General features: G+C 66.5%; 16 protein-coding genes. 9 read left to right on the forward strand and 7 right to left on the reverse strand.

The window, feature by feature from the left end; all coding sequences use genetic code 11:
• Positions 1-211 precede the first annotated feature (211 nt).
• On the reverse strand, positions 212-1,885 hold the full coding sequence (locus ABWP84_RS14380) for a stimulus-sensing domain-containing protein (RefSeq protein ID WP_353212729.1): 1,674 nt from the start codon (positions 1,883-1,885) through the stop codon (positions 212-214).
• A gap of 4 nt (positions 1,886-1,889) precedes the next feature.
• Positions 1,890-2,024, reverse strand: a complete 135-nt coding sequence (locus ABWP84_RS14385; protein WP_353212730.1) for a hypothetical protein — start codon at positions 2,022-2,024, stop codon at positions 1,890-1,892.
• Between the two features lie 69 nt (positions 2,025-2,093).
• Between ABWP84_RS14385 and ABWP84_RS14390 the strand changes: the two genes are divergently transcribed.
• On the forward strand, positions 2,094-3,290 hold the full coding sequence (locus ABWP84_RS14390; RefSeq protein ID WP_353212731.1) for a methyltransferase domain-containing protein: 1,197 nt from the start codon (positions 2,094-2,096) through the stop codon (positions 3,288-3,290).
• Between the two features lie 197 nt (positions 3,291-3,487).
• Here the strand turns inward: ABWP84_RS14390 and ABWP84_RS14395 are convergent, their stop codons facing one another.
• Complete coding sequence (locus tag ABWP84_RS14395) at positions 3,488-5,110, reverse strand: ABC transporter substrate-binding protein (RefSeq protein ID WP_353212732.1); 1,623 nt, start codon at positions 5,108-5,110, stop codon at positions 3,488-3,490.
• A gap of 103 nt (positions 5,111-5,213) precedes the next feature.
• Here ABWP84_RS14395 and ABWP84_RS14400 point away from each other — a divergent pair, with 103 nt between their 5' ends.
• The 4 genes from ABWP84_RS14400 (at position 5,214) to ABWP84_RS14415 (ending at position 8,870) form a co-directional block, all read left to right on the forward strand.
• Positions 5,214-6,617 carry a trypsin-like peptidase domain-containing protein gene (locus tag ABWP84_RS14400; RefSeq protein WP_353212733.1) on the forward strand — a complete coding sequence of 468 codons (1,404 nt, stop codon included), beginning with the start codon at positions 5,214-5,216 and terminating at the stop codon, positions 6,615-6,617.
• A 113-nt stretch (positions 6,618-6,730) separates the two neighbouring features.
• The gene (locus tag ABWP84_RS14405; RefSeq protein ID WP_353212734.1) at positions 6,731-6,913 is read left to right on the forward strand and encodes a hypothetical protein; all 183 of its coding nucleotides are present in this window, start codon (positions 6,731-6,733) and stop codon (positions 6,911-6,913) included.
• On the forward strand, positions 6,910-8,247 hold the full coding sequence (locus tag ABWP84_RS14410; RefSeq protein WP_353212735.1) for an amidase: 1,338 nt from the start codon (positions 6,910-6,912) through the stop codon (positions 8,245-8,247). The genes ABWP84_RS14405 and ABWP84_RS14410 overlap by 4 nt, the downstream gene beginning before the upstream one ends.
• Entirely contained in the window at positions 8,244-8,870 is a 627-nt protein-coding gene (locus tag ABWP84_RS14415) for a nucleoside phosphorylase (RefSeq protein ID WP_353212736.1), read from the forward strand. Before ABWP84_RS14410 ends, ABWP84_RS14415 begins: the two co-directional genes overlap by 4 nt.
• On the opposite strand, the gene ABWP84_RS14420 is transcribed toward ABWP84_RS14415, so the two are convergent.
• Positions 8,867-9,952: an AI-2E family transporter gene (locus ABWP84_RS14420; RefSeq protein WP_353212737.1), complete on the reverse strand. Its 1,086-nt coding sequence runs from the start codon at positions 9,950-9,952 to the stop codon at positions 8,867-8,869. The genes ABWP84_RS14415 and ABWP84_RS14420 overlap by 4 nt on opposite strands.
• A 226-nt stretch (positions 9,953-10,178) precedes the next feature.
• On the opposite strand from ABWP84_RS14420, the gene ABWP84_RS14425 reads away from it, so the two are divergent.
• Positions 10,179-10,415 carry a hypothetical protein gene (locus tag ABWP84_RS14425; RefSeq protein ID WP_353212738.1) on the forward strand — a complete coding sequence of 79 codons (237 nt, stop codon included), beginning with the start codon at positions 10,179-10,181 and terminating at the stop codon, positions 10,413-10,415.
• A gap of 150 nt (positions 10,416-10,565) precedes the next feature.
• Here the strand turns inward: ABWP84_RS14425 and gap are convergent, their stop codons facing one another.
• On the reverse strand, positions 10,566-11,585 hold the full coding sequence (gap, locus tag ABWP84_RS14430; protein WP_353212739.1) for a type I glyceraldehyde-3-phosphate dehydrogenase: 1,020 nt from the start codon (positions 11,583-11,585) through the stop codon (positions 10,566-10,568).
• Positions 11,586-11,877: 292 nt separating this feature from the next.
• Complete coding sequence (gene tkt, locus ABWP84_RS14435) at positions 11,878-13,914, reverse strand: transketolase (RefSeq protein ID WP_353212740.1); 2,037 nt, start codon at positions 13,912-13,914, stop codon at positions 11,878-11,880.
• 136 nt (positions 13,915-14,050) lie between these two features.
• Between tkt and ABWP84_RS14440 the strand changes: the two genes are divergently transcribed.
• Both ABWP84_RS14440 and ABWP84_RS14445 read left to right on the forward strand, forming a co-directional pair.
• Complete coding sequence (locus tag ABWP84_RS14440; RefSeq protein WP_353212741.1) at positions 14,051-15,118, forward strand: ring-opening amidohydrolase; 1,068 nt, start codon at positions 14,051-14,053, stop codon at positions 15,116-15,118.
• A gap of 4 nt (positions 15,119-15,122) precedes the next feature.
• Positions 15,123-17,144 carry an NAD(+) synthase gene (locus ABWP84_RS14445; protein WP_353212742.1) on the forward strand — a complete coding sequence of 674 codons (2,022 nt, stop codon included), beginning with the start codon at positions 15,123-15,125 and terminating at the stop codon, positions 17,142-17,144.
• 12 nt (positions 17,145-17,156) lie between these two features.
• Here the strand turns inward: ABWP84_RS14445 and ABWP84_RS14450 are convergent, their stop codons facing one another.
• The gene (locus tag ABWP84_RS14450) at positions 17,157-18,125 is read right to left on the reverse strand and encodes a tripartite tricarboxylate transporter substrate binding protein (protein WP_353212743.1); all 969 of its coding nucleotides are present in this window, start codon (positions 18,123-18,125) and stop codon (positions 17,157-17,159) included.
• 301 nt (positions 18,126-18,426) lie between these two features.
• Here ABWP84_RS14450 and ABWP84_RS14455 point away from each other — a divergent pair.
• The coding region (locus tag ABWP84_RS14455; RefSeq protein ID WP_353212744.1) for a thiolase family protein at positions 18,427-19,547 on the forward strand (1,121 nt) is incomplete at its 3' end.

Raw genomic sequence — 19,547 nt, forward strand, 5'->3', positions numbered from 1 at the left:
CCGATACGGTTGGAAAACCTTATCTCGGTGTCCACCAAACCGGCAGCAGGCCACCACCGGGGATTACAGTGGAGGGGAAGTTCGCGGCGATGCTGGTAATGGGCCAGCCTGAGCTTTCAGCGGCAGCGCCCGACACAATCGCTCGGGCGGCGAAGGTGGCGGATAAAGAAACTCCGGGAGGGCAGCGCCCGGGTAGCGCCCTCCCAACTACCTAAGCCCGGGGCACCCGCATCACAAACCGCGCCCCCAGCACCCGCCCCTCGGCATCGCGCCGGTTCTCCGCGCTGATCTTGCCGCGCAGCCCCTCCACGATCTGTTTGCTGATCGAAAGCCCCAGGCCTGAATGCTGGCCGAAGCGTTCGCCGCGCGGGCGTTCGGAGTAGAAGCGCTCGAAGATGCCCTCCAGCTTGGCATCGGGAATGCCGGGCCCTTCATCCTCCACCACGACCTCGATATCGGGCCCAGCGCTGCGGGCGCGCAGCCAGACATGGCCATCGCGCGGGCTGAAGGAGATCGCATTGCCGATGAGGTTGCGGAAGACCTGCACCAGCCGGTCCTCAACGCCCAGCGCCACCAGCGGGCCATCGGGGATTTCGGTCTCCATCAACGGCTCTCCCGCGTTGCGGGTGGTGTTGTGCAGCTCGGCCAGCACGGCAAGGATGGGCTGCACATCCACAGGCTCAGCCACGGTGCGGGAGAGTTCGGCATCAACGCGTGATGAGTCGGAAATATCGCCGATCAGCCGGTCCATCCGCAGCACGTCATTGCCGATGATACCCAAAAGGCGCTTCTGGGCGGAGAAATCCTCCACCCGGCGCAGGGTTTCAATGGCGCTTCGCACCGAGGTCAGCGGGTTCTTCAATTCATGCGCGACATCAGCGGCGAAGCGCTCATTGGCGTCGATCCGGGCCCAAAGCGCCCGGGCGGCCATTTGCAGGTCGCGGGCCAGAATGCCGATCTCATCCTGCCGTTCCAGCAGATTTTCCGGCACGCTGCCCACCCGGCCCTTGCCCTGGCGCATATTGGCCGCGGCGGTGGCGAGTTGCAGGATTGGATTGGCCAGGGTCTGCGCGAGGTAGAGCGAGAGCAGCGTGGTCAGTAACAAGGCCAGCAGGAAGAGCACGAGAACGGAGGCGCGGATTTCGAACAGCCTTTGGTCCACCTCCCTCGCCTCACGGGTCAAAAGCATGATGCCCACGGCCTGGCCGCCGCGCCGGGCAGGCTCTGCCACGCTCACCAGCAGCCGGCCATCGGGGGTGCGGCGGATATAGGGGGTGACGCCGCCTTCGAGCGCCATGCGCAGCTCCTCCCGCCGGTCCGGCCCCAGGGCGGGCTGCCAGTCGAAACTATCAGCGTCGGTGGCGATATCCACCACCACCGGCGTGCGAGCTTGGCGCGGCAGCAGCGCGAGCAGGCGCTCATACAGCCCGGCCAATTGCTCGGAGACGGCGCCGCGCGGGACGGGGGGGGCCAGGGGTTCGGTCACCACCGCACCCCCCGCACCTTCTCGCACGCGGCTATCGGCCACGACCAGGCCAGTGATGTCGAACAGCCTCGCCTGGGTATTGGGCGAGGGTTCGACCAGCCGGCGCAGCAGTGGGCGGGCGAGCTCGGGCACCAGCACCACACGGTCATTTTCGATGCGCACTGCAGCCTCGCCGATGGCGCCGGCATAAATCCGCGCCTGGGTGCGCATCGCTTCCACATCACCGGCCAGAAGGCCGTTCTGATACTGGTCGAGATAGAGCAGGGCGGCGGCAAGCAGGGCCGGCGGGAGGGCGTTGAGCAGCAGGATGCGGCGCAGCAGCGGGCTGACCCAGCGGCGGCGGCGTGGCGGCTCGGGCAATGCCACGCGGGGTTCGGGCAGAATGGTGCCGTCTGGCATGGGGCTAGCGCTTTGTGTTGTGGCGCAGCTGCAATGCGATGGCGCGGGCCATACATGCATTCATCTGGGCACCGGTGGCGGCAGGCTCCGGGCGCGGTGCGCGCTCCACATCGGGGCCATTGTGGTTGAGCTTCTGCATCGGAGCATCATACAGGCCGGCGGGCGCGAAGTCTCTTGCATAGCGGCGAGCGATGCCGCATGGCTTTCAATGATGGACAAGGCGAATGATCTGGTGGCGCGCGGCGCCGACCGGCACCGGAGCGGCAGGCTGGCGGAGGCGGAGAGCCTGTATCGCCGTGCCTTGCGGTTGGATGCGAACCACCCCGATGCGCTGAACCTGCTGGGTCTGGCAATGCGAAGCCGTGGCGCTCTGGCCGAGGGGCTGGCCCTTTCCGCCCGCGCCATGGCCCTGGCGCCTGACAAGCCACTGATTCTTGCCAATTACGGCGCAGGCCTGGCCGAAGCCGGGCAGCTCGACCAAGCCATCGCGGTGCTGCAGGCCGCACTCGCCCGGGCGCCGGCCGATGCGGTGACCTGGCGCAATCTGGGCCAGGCTCTGGCCGCAAAGGGCGAGGCGCGCGCGGCGCTGGAGCCGCTGTTGACCGCGGCCAGGCTCACCCCCGATATCCCCGATGTCTGGCTGGCCCTGGCCCATGTGCATGCCGATTGCGGCGATCCGGTGGGGGCGCGGGCGGCGGCCACGGCAGCGCTGACCTGCGCCGGGCGCGACCGCGCAGCCGTCGAGCAGGCCCGCTTCATGCTCGCCGCACTGGGCGAGGGCGCGGCACCACCCCGCGCCCCAGCCGGCTATGTGCGCAAGCTCTTCGACCAATTCGCGCCGCGTTTTGATGCCGAGTTGGAAGGGAGGCTGCACTACCGCACCCCGGCTTTGCTGGCGGAGGCGATAGGCGCCGTGCTGCCGGCCAATGCGGCGCTCTCGGTGCTGGATATGGGCTGCGGCACCGGTCTTTCCGGCCTTGCCCTCCAACCCTTCGCGCGGCGGCTGGAGGGGGTGGACCTCTCACCGCGCATGCTCGATGCCGCTCGGGCGCGCGGCATTTACGCCGCGCTGCATGAGGCTGACCTGCTGGCCTTCCTGCCAACCCGCCGCGCCGGCTATGACCTGATCGCCGCCGCCGATGTGCTCAATTATCTGGGCGATCTGACCCCGGTTTTGGCCGCCATGCGCGCCGCGCTGCGCCCCAATGGCGTGGCGGCCTTCAGCCTGGAGACAGGCGAGATTGCACCCTTCGAATTGGCCGAGGGCATGCGCTATCGCCATGCCCCAGCCCATGCCCGCGCATTGGCCGAGGCTGCGGGCTTTACCGTGCTGTCCGAAACCCCGGTCATTTTGCGCGAAGAGCGGGGGCAGCCGGTGGGCGGTATGCTGTTGATCCTACGGTGAGCGTGGCCCGGGGGAGGGCTTTGCCCTCCCCCGATACCCCCACCCACCAGGGGCCAGCGGGCCCCTTGACCGCGGGGCAAAAGCCAGGTTGTGGGACCCCCAAGCTGGCTTTCTCATGGTTTCCAAAGGCCTTTCGGCCCTTGCTGGGGGGAGGTCCGGAGGGGCACAAAGCCTCTCTCCGCTCTGCGCTGGCCCCCTCACGCCAGCGTGGTCAAATCCTGGAACCAATGCTGCGCCTGGGTATAGCCGCGCACGTTGCGGCCGAGCGCCCGCGGGTTGGTGTCATGCACCACGAAGACCAGCAGCGCCTCATCGACTACCTTCTGGTGGACCTGGGCCATGAGACGGTCCACTGCGGTATCGTCGAAGGTGTTCATCGCCTCATCGATCAGCTTGTCCATGGTTTCGTCGCGGTAGTGTGACCAGTTCACCCCGCGCGGGGCGATCTGGTTGGAGTGGAAGAAGCGGATCAGCGCGTAGAGCGGGTCGGAGGTGACATAGGCGACGTTATTGGCGGTGATATTGCCTTGGCGAGCGATTTCGCCGGCCGCGCCCTGGCGCCAGGAGGTGTAGCTCACCTCCAATTCCACCACCTGGAAGGTGATGTCGATGCCGATCTCGCGATAGGCGGATTGGATATATTCATTGATCGGCATGGAGAGCATCTGCCCTGAGCCGCCGGAGGGCACGAGAAACTTGGTGCGCAGCGGGTTGGCGCGGGAGAAGCCGGCCTCCTGCACCAGGCGGCGCGCGCGGTCAGGGTCATGCGTGACGCGGAAGCTGGGGCTGCCGTACCAGGGCGAGGTGGCATCCACCACGCCGGTGGCGGGTTTGGCCAGACCGTTCATCAGCGCCACGATCTCGTTGCGGTTGATGGCGAGGTTGGCGGCCTGGCGCAGCCGCAGGTCCCGCCAGGGCGACCCCTCGAGCAGGCTGAGGTGATAGTTCCAGACATGCGGGGTGACGTTCTCGCTGATCCGATTGCCGGCGGCGCGCAGCCTGGGCACCAGATCGGGCGAGGGGTACTCGATCAGATCGACCTGGTTGGTCAGCAGGGCGTTGGTGCGGGTGGTCTCCTCGGGTGCCACGACCAGGATCAGCCGGTCCAGCTTCGGCATGCGGGCGGGGTTCCAGTAGCTGGTGTTCTTCACCATCTCGGCGCGCTCGCGCGGGACGAGGCGCGTCAGGCGGAAGGGGCCGGTGCCGGAGGGTTCGCTGGCAAAACGCTCCCAACTGCGGCCCAGGCGCTCATATTGCGCGGGCGATGAGATCAGGAACCACAGCATCTGATAAGGGAAAATACTGTCCACCGTGCGGGTGGTGACTTCCACAGTCATGTCATCCAGTTTGCGATAGCTGGCAACGCTGGGCAGGCGGGGGCGGACCTGGGCGGCTTGGCGGTTGTCGAAATGCGGCGCCTGCGGGTTGAGGACTTTTTCGAAATTCCAGATCACCGCATCGGCGTTGAAGGGCGAGCCGTCATGGAAGGTGACGCCCGAGCGCAGTTTGAAGGTCCATTTCGTGCGGTCAGCCGGGTTGGCGGTCCATTCGGTGGCAAGGCCAGGCACGAGTTTGCCGGGCCGGTCGGCGACATCCATTTCCCAGGCCACCAGCGGGTCATACAGCGTGTAGCCGGTGAACTGATAGGCGCCGGCGCCGCGGTCTGGCTGGCCCGTGGTCTGCGGGATATCGGCCATGGAGGTGGCATAGCGCAGCACGCGCTCTTGTTGGGCAGCGGCGGGGGCGATTGCACCGGCGCTGGGCAGCAGGGTGGCAGAGGTGCCGGAGGCGGCCAGCATGTCGCGGCGGGAAAGCGTCATTGGGGTATCCGTCTGCTTGAGGTCGGGTGGCGTCGCGGCGGGCTGGCGAGCGCCTTGGGCGATCGTGCTTGCAATTTGGGTGCCACTGCGCGAAGCCGGACCCATGAGGATGCCTCGTTCCCTGATCATCGCGCTCGTGACCTGCCTTGCTGCCGCGATGGGGCAGGCGCAGCCAGGCGCGCCGATTATCCCTCCGGTGACTGCGTCGCCCATGCCGGGCCTGCCCAGCTTCGCCGATCTGGTGGCACGGGTGCGCCCGGCGGTGGTCACCATCACCGCCACCGCGCCGGCCGAAGCCTCGGCGCAGCAGACACCCGCCCGGCAGCTGCGCCCCATGCTGCGGCGCGAGGGGCAGACCCGGCCTGTGCAGGCGCTGGGCTCAGGCTTTCTGATCGATGCCATGGGCACCATCATCACCAACAATCATGTGGTGAGCGGCGCGCTGGCCGTCTCGGTCACGCTGGATGATGGGCGGCATCTGCCGGCGCGTCTGGTCGGCAGCGACCCTTGGACTGATCTGGCGGTGCTGCGCATCGATGCCGGCTCGCCGCTGCCCTGGCTCAGCCTGGGGGCTTCCGAAACCCTGCGGCCGGGCGATTGGGTGGTGGCCATGGGCAACCCCTTTGGCCTTGATGGCACGGTCACTGCCGGCATCGTCTCAGCCCGGGGCCGCAATATCGGCCAGGGGCCTTATGACGATTTCATCCAGATCGATGCGGCGATCAACACCGGCAATTCCGGCGGGCCACTCTTTGCCACCGATGGCCGGGTGGTGGGGGTCAATAGCGCGATCTATTCGCCCAGCGGCGGCAGTGTGGGGATCGGCTTTGCCATTCCGGCAGATTTGGTACGAGAGGTGGTGGCGGCCTTGCTGGCCAATGGCCGGGTGGAGCGCGGTTTCCTCGGCGCCACCTCGCAGCCGCTCACACCGGCCCTGGCCGCGGCGCTGGGCATGCCGGGCGTAGCCGGCGCGCTGATCGATGATGTGGTGCCGCGCGGCCCCGCCGCCCGCGCCGGGCTGCAGCCGGGCGATGTGGTGACGGCGGCCGATGGTGCGCCGGTGGCCGATGCGAGGGCGCTGGCGCGCATAGTGGCGCGAAGCCGGCCCGATGCCGTGCTTTCGCTGACGGTGCAGCGCGATGGCGCCAGCCAATACATGCTCGCTCGGATCATTCCCGGCCCGGAGACGGCCAACCGCCCGCCCGCGCTGCCCGAGGGCCGCGGCCCGCGCTTTGGGATGACCTTGACGGCGCTGACAGATGCCCTCCGGCGCGAGGGCCGCATCCCGCGAGAGGCACGCGGCGCAGTTATCACTGCGGTGGCGCCCAATGGCGGCGCTGCCCTGGCGGGTGTGCAGCAGGGCGATGTGCTGGTGAGCATTGGCGGGCATGAGGTGGTGGACCCTGCCTCGGCGCTGGCGCTGATGCGGCAGGCCTGGCCGAATGCCACCGTGTTGCGGGTGCTGCGCAACGGCGCGGGGCTTTACCTGGCGCTGCCTGCCCTGTGAGATATGCATTTGCGCCATGGCGGCGCCCTTGCTGCGGTGCTGGAGCAGGCCGAGACGATGATTCAGCGTTTTCGGCGATTCCGCCGCAACGCATCATGCTCTAGGCTTCGGCCATGGATGAAAAAACCGCAGAAACCCTCGCTATCGCCGCCGGCCTTGAAAAGGCCTGGGCGAATCATCGCGCCGATGTGCTCGATGCCCTGGCCACCCTTGCCGCGCATAAGGCCAATCTGCCCCGCGCGACAAATGCCGCAGTGGAACCGGTGCCGGCCTATAGCCTGGCGCCCCGCCGATGAGCGCGCATAGCCTCTCCCTGGCCGAGGCCAGCCGCCGCATCGCCGCCAAGACCCTCTCACCCAGCGAATTGCTGGATGATTGCCTGGCCCGCATCGCCGAGGTCGAGCCGCGGCTGAATGCCTGCATCCGCCTGATGGAGGATGATGCCCGCGCCGTCGCCCGCGCGCTCGACAATGAGGCCCCGCGCGGCCCGCTGCATGGCATCCCCATCGGGGTGAAGGACATCATCGACATCGCCGGCCTGCCCAGCACCTGCCATTCCGCCCAGCGGCTGGACCATATGGCCACGGCGGATGCGGCGGTGATCACCCGGCTGCGTGCGGCCGGCGCGGTGTTTCCGGCCAAACTTGCCACGCATGAATTCGCCATTGGCGGCCCGGCCTTCGACCTGCCCTTTCCGCCGGCGCGCAACCCGTGGAACCGTGACCATCATCCGGGTGGGTCTTCCTCCGGCTCGGGTGCGGCGGTGGCGGCGCGCATGCTGCCTGGGGCGCTAGGGACGGATACTGGCGGCTCGGTGCGCCATCCCGCCAGCCATTGCGGGCTGGTCGGCCTCAAGCCGACCTATAATCTGGTGCCGCGCGACGGGGTGTTTCCGCTGGCCTTTTCGCTTGACCATGTCGGGCCGCTGACCCGCACGGTGGAAGATTGCGCGCTGATGCTGGGCGTGATGGCCGGTGGTGACTTCGCTGGCGGTCTGACCAAGGGGCTGAAGGGCCTGCGCATCGGCTATGTCCGCCACTTCCACGAAATCGACCAGCCGGCCGACCCGGAAATGGCGGCTGCGCTGGATGAGGCGGCGCGCGTGATGGTCGCCGAGGGTGCGATCATTACCGACATCAGCCTGCCGCCGCTGCAACAATTCGCCGCGGTGAACCGCACCATCCTCTATGGCGAGGCCGGGGCCATCCATGAGCATTGGCTGAAGAACAGCCCGGAAAAATACGCCGGCGTCACCCGTCGCCGCCTGCTGCCGAGCCAATTCGTCTCGGCGGCCGACTATGTGCAGGCGCAGCGCCGCCGGGGCGAGATGGTCGCCGCCGTGCAGGAGGCCTTCACCCAGGTGGACCTGCTGCTCACTGCCAGCAGCATGGACCCTGCCTGCCGGATCGACGACACGCCAACGGTGGAGCGCACCTATCCCCGCCAGGCGCGCACCCCGTTCAATGTCACCGGCCACCCGGCAGTGACGATCATGAACGGGCTGCACAGCACCGGCCTGCCGCTGAGCCTGCAATTGGTGGCGCCGGCCTTCGAGGAGGCGCTGCTGCTGCAGGCCGCCGCCGGCTATGAGCGTGCGGCGCCCTGGAAGGACTTGGCGCCCAACCCGTGAGCCTGTTGGTGGTGGTGGGTTTTTCGGCCGAGGCGGCGTTGTTGCCGCCGGGCACCGCTGTGCTGAACGCGGCGGCAAATCCTCAGAAACTCGCCGCTGCTCTGGCTGAATTGCGTCCCTCGGCGGTGCTGAGCTTTGGCATTGCCGGCGGCCTGGACCCGGCGCTGCGGCCGGGTGCGCTGCTTGTGGCGCGCGCGGTGGTGGCTGAGGCGCGCTGGCCCGCCCATGCCGGTTGGAGCGCCGCTTTGGCTGCCGCCACCGGCGCTGCCATGGTCGATATGGCCGGTGCCGAGCGGGTGATCGCCACCCCAGAGGAGAAGGCGGCACTCCATAGGGATACCGGCGCCTCCGCCGTGGATATGGAAACTGCGGTCATTGCCCGCTCTGGCATACCCTTTGCCGTGCTGCGCGCCGTGGCCGATACCGCCGATGAAACCTTGCCCCCGGCTGCGGCCGAGGGTTTGGACGAGGCCGGCAACCCTGCGCCCTGGCGGGTGATGCGCGCCCTGCTGCGCCGGCCAGGGGATTTGCCGGGGGTGGTTCGCATGGGCCTGCGCAGCCAGGCTGCGCTGCGGGCCCTGCGGGCTGTCGCCGCCCAGGCCTTGCGCCCGCCGCCTGGTTAGGGCGCTTCGCCCAGGCCCTGCTCGCGCCACATCTTGAGCAGCCCATAGCCCACCGCCAACAGAGCGGGCCCGACGAAAAGTCCCAAGAAGCCGAAGGCGATGATCCCCCCGAACACGCCCAGGATGATGAGCGTGAGTGGCATGGCGCTGCCACGGCTGATCAGCAGCGGGCGGACAATATTATCGCCGAAGGACACCGTAATGCCCACAACGATCATGAAAATCGCCCAGACCGAATGATCCTGCCCGAACAACCACCAGGCGGAACCCGCCCAGATCGGGATCATGGCGGGGGCCAGAATCTGCGTGACGGAGAAGACGAAGGTCAGAAAGGCCAGCACCAACGCTCCAGGGACCCCGGCAATCGCCAGCCCTAGCCCTAAAATGACCGCCTGCAGCAAGGCCGTGCCGATCACGCCCCAGGCGACGCCGCGCACCGCACCGCCCGCCTCGTCCACCATCGCCGCTGCTGCTGGGCCGCCGATGCGGCCGAATATGTCGCGCAGGGCATGCGCCATCTCGCTGCCATTGGCCCAGAACATGGCGGTGACGATGAGCGAGAGCAGGATCTGCAGCACGCTCTCCACCAGCCCCTGGCCCAGATTGACCAGCAAGCGGGTGATCTGGCCCGACCAGGGCGCGATCAAGGCGCTGATATCGCCCTGCGCCGCCTGCAGGCGCGGCCAATATTCCTGCACATAGCCCTTCACCACCGGAATGGAGGTCAGCAGCGATGGCGGGTCGGCGGGCGCCTGGGCCAATGTCGCGCGCAAGCGCTGGGAGAGGCTGGCGATCTGTTCGGGCAAGATGGGCGCGAAGAGGATGACAGGCAGCGCCACCACCAGCAGCACCAGCAGCAGCATCCCCGTGGCCGCCTGTGCCGGGCTGAGCCCCGCACGCACCACGGCCTGGCGCAGCGGCCAGGTGGCAATGGTGACGAAGGCGCCGAACAGGATGGCCATGGCAAAGGGCTGGAGCACCCACAGGACGCCAATGACCAGCAGGGCAACCAAGCTCAGCGCCAAAGCGCGCTCGATGATCACCCGGGTATGGCCGTGGCCGGTGGGGATGGGTGTCTCCATGAAACGCCGGCTCCGTAGCAATGAGTTTGTGCGGCGCAACCAATCACGAATGGGTGGCTTTGCGAAGCCAATCACAAATTGGACATTTGGCGAATAAACTCGCCGCGAAGGCTGCTGAAAGCAGCCTCAGGCTGTTTTGGGCCGCCGCGGGGCTGTGTTGCTGCGGTGGGAAGCCGTTTTTGGCCGATTCATCTTTTGGTGAGGCTTTTCGAGGATAAGTGTAGACATGATTTCGCTCAGCAGCCTTTCGGCCTTCTCGCAGGAGGCCTCCCGTATCCGACCTGGCCAGGGCGTGGACGCGCCCCGGCCGGTGCAGCCCGTCAATGGCAAGCCTGTCGAAGGGGCGGGTGCCGGTGATGCGTCGGCCAAGGAGGCATCCACCCCGCAGCGCCTCTTGGGCAGCGTGCCGCCCATGCCCGATCGGCCATTGCCGCGGGGCTCCTTGCTCGATCTGAAAGTATAGGCGGAGCGTTCCTGCAGCGCTGGGCTTGGGTTATCCCGTTGTAATGCCCTGACCACGCGTCACCTATCTCGCGGCCGCCGCGCTGCATGCCCAACCCGGCCATGCAGCGCCCAAGTTTTGCGCGATGGAAAAGCGCCTCTTGCCGCCGGTTTAGAGCTTGCCGAACAGCGCCGCAGTGTCGCTCATCCGGTTGGAGAAGCCCCACTCATTATCGTACCAACCCATCACGCGGACCATGCCACCATTGTCCAGGCTTTGGGTCTGGGTGGCGTCGAAGGTGCAGCTGGCGGGGTTGGTGTTGAAGTCGATGCTGACCAGCTGCTCGGTCGTATAGTCGAGAATGCCCTTCAGCTCGCCTTCCGAGGCCTTCTTCAGCGCTGCATTCACCTGCTCCTTGGTCACGCCCGCGGTCTTGAGGTTCACATCCAGCGACACCAGCGAGACATTGGGGGTGGGCACGCGAATGGCCGTGCCATCCAGCTTGCCGGCCAGGGCGGGCAGCACCAGGCCCACGGCCTTGGCAGCACCGGTGCTGGTCGGGATCATGCTCACGGCTGCCGCGCGGGCGCGGCGCAGGTCCTTATGCAGTGTGTCCACCGTGTTCTGGTCACCGGTATAGGCGTGGATGGTGACCATATAGCCGCGCTCAATGCCGAATTCCTTGTTCAGGATATAGGCCATGGGGGCGAGGCAATTGGTGGTGCAGCTGGCATTGGAGATGACCGTCATATCGGCGGTCAGCGTCTTCTCATTCACGCCATAGACGATGGTGGCATCGGCATTGTCACCCGGTGCCGAGATGATCACCTTGCGCGCACCGGCAGTGATGAGGGCCGAGGCCTTTTCCTTGCTGGTGAAGATGCCGGTGCATTCCATGGCGACATCAACGCCCTGGAAGGGCACCTTGGCCGGGTCACGCTCGGCGCTAACCACGATGGGGCCATAAATGCGGCCATGGCGCTTGATGGTGATGGCCTGGCCATCCACCGTCACCTCGCCATCGAAGCGGCCATGCACGGTGTCATACTTGAACAAATGGGCATTGGCCTCGACCGAGCCCAGATCATTGATGGCGACGCATTCCACATCGGTGCGCCCGCTCTCGATCATCGCACGCAACACCAGGCGGCCGATGCGCCCGAAGCCGTTGATGCCAATTTTCACGCTCATAGCCTTACCCCTTTTGTCGCGGAATGTGTCGGTGCAGCGAGCTAGGCCCGCAAGCATGCCAATTCATCTGGTATCCAGCCTCATTATTGCGGCCATAACACCAATTTAGCATTTCCAGAATGTTACCATAGGCGGCGCGCTCGCCACAGGCCTGCCATGTCGGCTGCTGGTCGCCTGAGCCGCCGCGGCAGCGACCATTCGCCTCACTTGCGAGGCGGATGATGGTCTGCGGGTTCAAAGCCTGCGCCCAGGCGGGCAGGGCGAGGCAGGCCAAAACCAGGATCGCACGCATTCACGCCACTCGTTTTTTGACCGCCGCAACCACCGCTGCGGGCGTGATGCCAAAATGCTCGAACAGCTTATCGGCCGGGGCGGAGGCGCCGAAGCCGGTCATGCCAATGAAGATCCCATCGGCGCCGATCAGGCTGTCCCAGCCGAAGCGCACCGCGGCCTCTATGCCCACGCGCGGCGCGGCGCCCAGGGTTTCGGCCTGATATTCGGCGCTTTGTTGGGCGAAAAGCTCCCAGCAGGGCAATGACACAACGGCGACAGCGATGCCCTCCTCGCGCAGCAGCGCCTGGGCTGTTATCGCCAGCGAGACCTCGCTGCCGGTGGCGATCAGCGTGGCCTGGCGGGCGCCATCCGCTTCGGCGATCACATAGCCGCCGCGGGCAGAACGATTCTCGCCGGCATCGCTGCGCAGCGCAGGCAGGGCCTGCCGGCTCAGCGCCAGCACTGAGGGGCCATCGGCGCGGCGCAGCGCCATCTCCCAGCATTCCGCCGTTTCCATCGCATCCGCCGGGCGGAAGAGGAAGGTATTGGGCATGCAGCGCAGCGAGGCCAGGATTTCGACCGGCTGATGCGTCGGCCCATCCTCGCCCAGCCCGATGCTGTCATGCGTCAGCACATGGATGGCGCGCGTGCCCATCAGCGCGGCGAGCCGCAGGGATGGCCGCAGGTAATCGGCGAAAATCAAAAAAGTGCCGGAATAGGGAATGATGCCGCCATGCAGCGCCATGCCGTTCATCGCGGCGGCCATGCCATGTTCGCGCACGCCCCAATGGATGTAGCGCCCGGCATAATCGCCCGGGCGCATGGCCGGGATGCCCTTCACATCGGTGTTGTTCGAACCAGTGAGGTCGGCCGACCCGCCGATCATTTCGGGCACCGAGGGCACCAGCGCGTTCAGCGCCTGCTGGCTGGCGATGCGGGTGCCGATTTTGGGTTTGCTCTCGGCAATCGCAGCGCGATGGGCGTTGAGCGCATCGGCCCAGCCCTCGGGCAGGCGCCCGGCCATGGCGCGTTCGAATTCGGCCTTTTGCGGGTGGCGGGCCAGGCGTTTAAGCCAGGAGCGGCGTGCGCCGCCGCCCCGGCTGCCGGCCTTTTCCCAGGCGGCCTTGATGTCTTCAGGGATGTCGAAGGGCGGGTGGTTCCAACCCATGGCCGCGCGCGCGCCGGCGATTTCCTCGGCCCCCAGGGGCGCGCCGTGGCTGCCCGCCGTGCCGGCCTTCTTGGGGGCAGCAAAACCGATGATGGTGCGGCAGGCGATCAGCGTTGGTTTACGGCTGCGCAGCGCATAACCCATGGCGCCCAGCAGTGCCGAGGGGCTGTGGCCATTCACCCGCTTCACCGCCCAGCCATAGGCCTGGAAGCGCTTCAGCACGTCTTCCGTGAATGACAGCTCGGTGCCGCCGTCGATGGAAATGCCGTTATCATCCCAAAGGACGCAGAGCTTATCGAGGCGGTAATGGCCGGCCAGCGAGGCGGCCTCGTGCGAAATCCCCTCCTGCAGGTCACCATCGGAGGCGATGACCCAGGTGCGATGATCGACCAGGGATTTGCCGAAGCGTGCCGCCAGATGCCGCTCGGCCAGGGCCATGCCCACGGCGGTGGAAATTCCCTGGCCCAGCGGCCCCGTGGTCATTTCAATCGCGGGATGCTCGCCACGCTCGGGGTGGCCGGCGGTCACGCTGTGGAGCTGGCGAAAATTGCGGATGTCGTCCATCGACATGCCGGCATGCCCGCTCAGGTGCAGCAGGGCATAGAGCAGCATGGAGCCATGCCCGGCCGAAAGCACGAAACGGTCGCGATCCGGCCAGGTGGGGTCGGCCGCATCGTATTTCAGCATGCGTGACCAGAGCGCGGTGGCGGCATCGGCCATGCCCATCGGCATGCCCGGATGGCCGGAATTGGCCTTCTGCACCGCATCCATGGCCAGGACCCGGATGGCATCGGCCATCCGTCTCTCCTCGGTCACCGGCAGCGCGAGTAGCGCGGCCTGGGCGGCCAGGGCGGGGTTGGAATCGGAGATGGGTGCGGTGCTGGCCAAAATCGGTTCTCGCTGGGACGTGCGGTTTGTCTAGCGGCGGGGGGCGCTGGGGGCAATGCCGAGGGGGCAGAGCCGCCATGCTGGCTGGTTCCAACTGATGATTTGCGGCGGCAGTCACCTCTGACATAACAGGGCGATGAGACAAGCCATCCTCCACCGTGTTCCCATGCGCCACCCAGGCGACGTCTCCGGCGTCGAGGCGCTCTTCGATGCTGGCCTGCCGCCGGGTCAGGTCGTGGCCATCCTTGGCAAGACCGAGGGCAATGGCTGCGTGAATGATTTCACCCGCGCCTATGCGGTGCAGGCGCTGCAGCACATGCTGGCGCGGCGCGGCGGCCGGCCGGATGTGGCCATGGTGATGTCTGGGGGCACCGAGGGTGGGCTTTCGCCGCATTTTCTGGTGTTTGCGGTGGGCGAGGGGCCGGCGGCGCCGGGTGGGCGCCTGGCCATGGGCGCGGGTTTTACCCGTGAATTCCGGCCCGAGGAGATGGGCCGCATGGCGCAGGTGGAGGCGACCGCCCAGGCCGTCCGTGCCGCCATTGCCGAGGCTGGCATCACCGAGGTGCATTACGTCCAGGTCAAATGCCCGCTGTTGACCTCCGAGCGCATCGCCGATGCCCTGGCCCGTGGCGAGACGGTGGCGACGCATGACACCTATCATTCCATGGGCCTCTCGCGCGGCGCTTCGGCGCTCGGCGTGGCGCTGGCCCTGGGCGAGGTGGCGAGCGTGACGGATGCCGATATCGGTGCTGACACGGCCAAATTCTCCGGCGTGGCCAGCGCCTCGGCCGGGGTGGAATTGCTCTGCAACGAGATTTTGGTGCTGGGCAATTCGCCGCATTGGGGCGGGGATTTGCGTATTTCCCACGCGGTGATGCGTGATGGTATTGATTTCCCGGCCGTGCAGGCGGCTTTGCGCGATGCGGGCTTTGCCGCCCAGGGCCAACTTTCGCCCGAGGATGAGGCAAGGGTGCTGGCCGTGCTGGCCAAGGCCGAGCCCTCCACCACCGGCCGCATCCGCGGTGCCCGGCACATCATGAATGATGACAGCGACATCAACGCCACCCGCCACGCCCGCGCTTTGGTGGGCGGGGTGATCGCAGCGGCGGTGGGGCGGACGGAGCTTTTCGTCTCCGGCGGCGCGGAGCATCAGGGGCCGGATGGCGGCGGGCCTGTTGCCGTGATCGCCAAGGTTCTAGGCTAGCGGCATGCTCCCTTTCCACTCGCTCTATCGCCACGGTTTTGTCAGGGCGGCGCTGTGTGCCCCGGTGCTGGCGCTGGCCCATCCGCGCGCCAATGCAGAGGCCACCATCGCCATGGCGCGCGAGGCGGCGGGTGATGGCGCGGGCCTGGTGCTGTTCCCCGAAATGGGCCTCTGCGGCTATTCCACCGAGGATCTGCTGCTGCAGGCCGCCATGCTGGATGCGGTGGAGGCGGCGGTGGCCCGCGTGGCGGAGGCCACTGCCGATCTGCGGCCCTTGATCATGCTGGGCGCGCCGCTGCGGCTGGGGCATTCGGTGTTCAACTGCGCCGTGGTGCTGCATCGGGGCCGGGTGCTGGGGGTGGTGCCCAAATCCTTCCTGCCGAATTACCGGGAATTCTACGAAAAGCGGCAGATCGCCCCTGCCGCCGCCGCCCCGGCGCGGGAGATCAGGCTGGCTGGTCATACGGCGCCTTTCGGCACTGATCTTATTTTTGCTGCGAGTGATGTGGCTGATTTCATTGCCCATGTGGAGATCTGCGAGGATCTCTGGGCGCCGGTGCCGCCCTCCATCGCCGGCGCTTTGGCCGGGGCCACGGTGCTGTGCAACATGTCAGGCTCGCCCATCACGGTGGCCAAGGGCGAGGACCGGCGGGTGCTCTGTGATGCACAATCCCGCCGGGCCATCGCCGCCTATCTCTACACCGCCGCAGGGCAGGGCGAATCCACCACCGATCTGGCCTGGGATGGCCATCTGCAAGCCTTTGAATATGGTGAAGAATTAGGCCAGAGCAGCCGCTTTGCCGATGGCCCGCAGATGCTGAGCGTGGATATTGATGTCGAGCGTCTGGCGCAGGAGCGCAGGCGTGTGGGCACCTTTCGCGATGGCGCCATGGCCGCGCCGGCTGCCTTTCGCACCGTCGAATTCACCCTCGACCCGCCGGCGGAGGAATTGCCACTGCGCCGCCTCATCCCGCGCTTTCCTTATGTGCCAGATGCCCCAGCGCGGCTGGACCAGGATTGCTTCGAGACCTGGAATATTCAGGTGGCCGGCCTGCTGACCCGGCTGCGAGCGACGGGGTTGCAGAAGCTGGTCATCGGCGTCTCCGGTGGGCTTGATTCGACCCAGGCGCTCATCGTGGCGGCGCGCACCATGGATCGGCTGGGCCTGCCGCGACACAACATCATCGGCGTGACCATGCCGGGCTTCGCTACCTCTGAGGGGACTAAATCCAGCGCCTGGGCACTGATGCGCGGCCTGGGCGTGGATGCGCGGGAGGTGGATATTCGCCCGCTCTGCACGCAAATGCTGTCAGATCTCGGCCATCCCGGCCCGCCGGTTTATGACGTGACCTTTGAGAATGTGCAGGCCGGGCTGCGGACGGATTATCTGTTCCGTCTGGCCAATCACTCCGGCGGCTTGGTGGTGGGCACGGGTGATTTGTCAGAGGCGGCGCTGGGCTGGTGCACCTATGGCGTGGGCGACCATATGTCGCATTACAACGTGAATGCATCTCTGCCCAAGACGCTGATTCAGCACATGATTAGTTGGGCCATCGCCACCGCGCAATATGATGCCGCGGTGGGGGCGGCACTCGAAAAGATCCTGGCCACCGAAATAAGCCCCGAACTGGTGCCGCCCGATGCGGTGACGGGTGCGGTGCAAAGCACCCAAGCCGTTATTGGGCCTTATGAGCTGCAGGATTTTCACCTCTTCTACACGCTGCGCTGGGGCTTTCGGCCCTCCAAGGTGGCGTTTCTGGCGCTGAGCGCCTGGGGGGAACGCGAGCGTGGCGAATGGCCCCCCGGGGTCACCGAGCAGAACGCCTATGCGCTGCCGGAGATCAAAAAATGGCTGGCGGTGTTCCTGCGGCGGTTTTTTGCCACCAGCCAGTTCAAGCGCAGCGCGGTGCCGAATGGGCCGAAGATTTCTTCCGGCGGCTCGCTGAGCCCGCGCGGCGATTGGCGCGCACCCTCGGATTCGCTGGCCGATGCCTGGCTGGAGGAATTGGCCAAGGCGGTGCCTTGATGCGCGGCGGGCCTATTCGGCCCGAATACCGAGCCTGCGGATCAGCGGCAGAATGACGTCGCGCTGCTCGCGCAGCAGGGCGGCGAAGGCATCGGGCCCGCGCGGCTCGGGTTCCAGGCCAATCTGTTCCAGCTTTTCGCGCACCGCGGGCATGGCCAGGATTGCGGTGAGCTCCGTGACCAGCCGCTCCACGATGGGGGCGGGGATATTGGCTGGCCCCATTATGCCGTTCCAGCCGCCAATGCCATAGCCAGGCAGCCCGGCCGCCTCGGCCAGGGTGGGCAGGCCGGGTAGCAAATTGGTGAGGCGCGGTAGGCTATGCCCCAAAGCACGCAGCGCGCCCTGGCGCACCAGCGACCAGGCGCCGGCCGGGGTTTCTATGGCATAATCAACCGTGCCGCTCATCAGCGCGGCCATGGCGGCGGTGCTGCCCTGGAAGGGGACATGCAGCGTGTCCAGCTCGGCGCGGGCATTGAACACCGCTGTCACCAAATGCTGTGAGCCGCCCACGCCAGAGGAGGCGAAGCTATATTTTCCCGGATTGGCCCGCAGAAGGTCCACGAATTCGCGCGCATTGGCGGCGGGGAACTGGCTGCGCACCGCGAGAATATAGGGCGAGATGCCAAGGCCCAGGATGGGGGTGAAATCACGCTCCGGGTCATAGGGCGTGCGCTGGACCATGGGCACGAAGGTGATTGGCCCGCCCGAGGCGGAGAGCAGGGTATAGCCATCGCCAGGGGACTTCGCGACGGCATCGGCCCCGATCGTGCCGCCGGCGCCAGGGCGGTTCTCCGGGACCACGGTTTGGCCCAGGCGTTCGCCCAGATGCTGCGCGATGAGCCGGCCTATCAGGTCGGTGGCTTGGCCGGGCGGCCAGGGGATGACCATGCGCAATGGCCGGTTGGGCCAGGCAGCCTGGGCGGAAGCTGGGCGCGCCAGCGCAATGGCGGGCAAGGCGAGGGCCGTGCGGCGGTTGAACATGGCTTTGTCCTTGGACGGTGTTGTTTTGCCGGATGCTGAACCATCCTTGCGTTATTGGCCACTGGTTAAAAGAAGGGCTGCTGAGCCCTGGCACGGCTTTGCAGTCTCGCAGTTTGAGGCTCTAGGCAGCCCAGAAATCCCTGCCTACACTGCCCGATGAAAGCGCTTTCGCGCATCGCTGAGAGTCAAAAATCCATCCACGTCTTGGGTGGATGCAGGGTGAGGAAACGAAAAATGGCCATCAGTCCCGCGGGCGGGTCGCGCCCGTCCCATGCATGCCGCTCACCGGAGGTTCGCGCCGGTGAATAGTTTTCATGCCCTGAAGGATCGCATCGCGATCGTGGGTGTCGGCAATACGCCCTATGGCAATTTTCCCGAGATTGATGATTACGGGCTTGGCGCCCGCGCCTTCCGCAATGCCGTTGAAGATTGCGGCATTGAGAAGGACAAGATCGACGGCCTGCTGGTCTGCCGCGTGCCGCAATATGCCCGGATGGGTGAAATCCTGGGGCTGAACCCGCGCTGGACCATCCAGATGCCGCCGCATGGCCGCATGTCGGGCATGGCGATCATTGAGGCCGCGGCCGCGCTCGAGGCTGGGCTGTGCGATTACGCGGCGCTGATCTATGCCAATATCGGCCGCTCGCGCCGGGTGAATTATGGTGGCGAGGAAAGCCCCGGCGTGTGGGACCCCTGGGGCTTCACCTCCCCAGGTGCGGCGCATGCGATGATGTTCCAGCGCCACAGCGCGCTCTATGGCACCACCACGCGGCAATTGGCCGAAGTCTCGGTGGCGTTTCGCCACCATGCCTGCCTGAACCCGGCCGCGGTGATGAAGCAGCCGATCACGATCGATGATCACGAGGCGGCGCGGCCGATCACCGAGCCGCTGCGGCTGCTCGACTACTGCCTGATCAATGATGGTGCCGTGTGCATCATCATGACCACCAAGGAGCGGGCGCGGGACCTGAAGAAGAAGCCGGTGATGATCTCCGGCATCGGTGCCCGCGAGGCCTATACCACCAGTTCCATCGGCAATTTCGATCTGAACTTCTGGTATGACGAAATGCGTGACGTCGCCTCCCAGGCCTATGGCATGGCGGGCGTTGGGCCCTCCGATGTCGATGCGCTGATGTGCTATGACAATTTCAGCCCGACGGTGCTGTTCAGCCTCGAAGGCCTTGGGTTTTGCAAGCAGGGCGAGTCCGGCAGCTTTGTGGAAGGCGGCACGCTCAAGCTGGGTGGCAAGCTGCCAACCAACACCGATGGTGGCCATCTCTCCAATTCCTACATGCAGGGCTGGGCCCTCAATATCGAGGCGGTGCGCCAGATCCGCGGCGAATGCGAGGCCCGCCAGGTGAAGAATGCCCAGGTGGTCCAGTATTGCGGCGCGACGCCTTGCTCGCGCTCGATCATCTATAC

This window comes from Rhodovarius sp. (genome assembly GCF_040399605.1).
Classification (GTDB): Bacteria; Pseudomonadota; Alphaproteobacteria; order Acetobacterales; family Acetobacteraceae; genus Rhodovarius; species Rhodovarius crocodyli_A.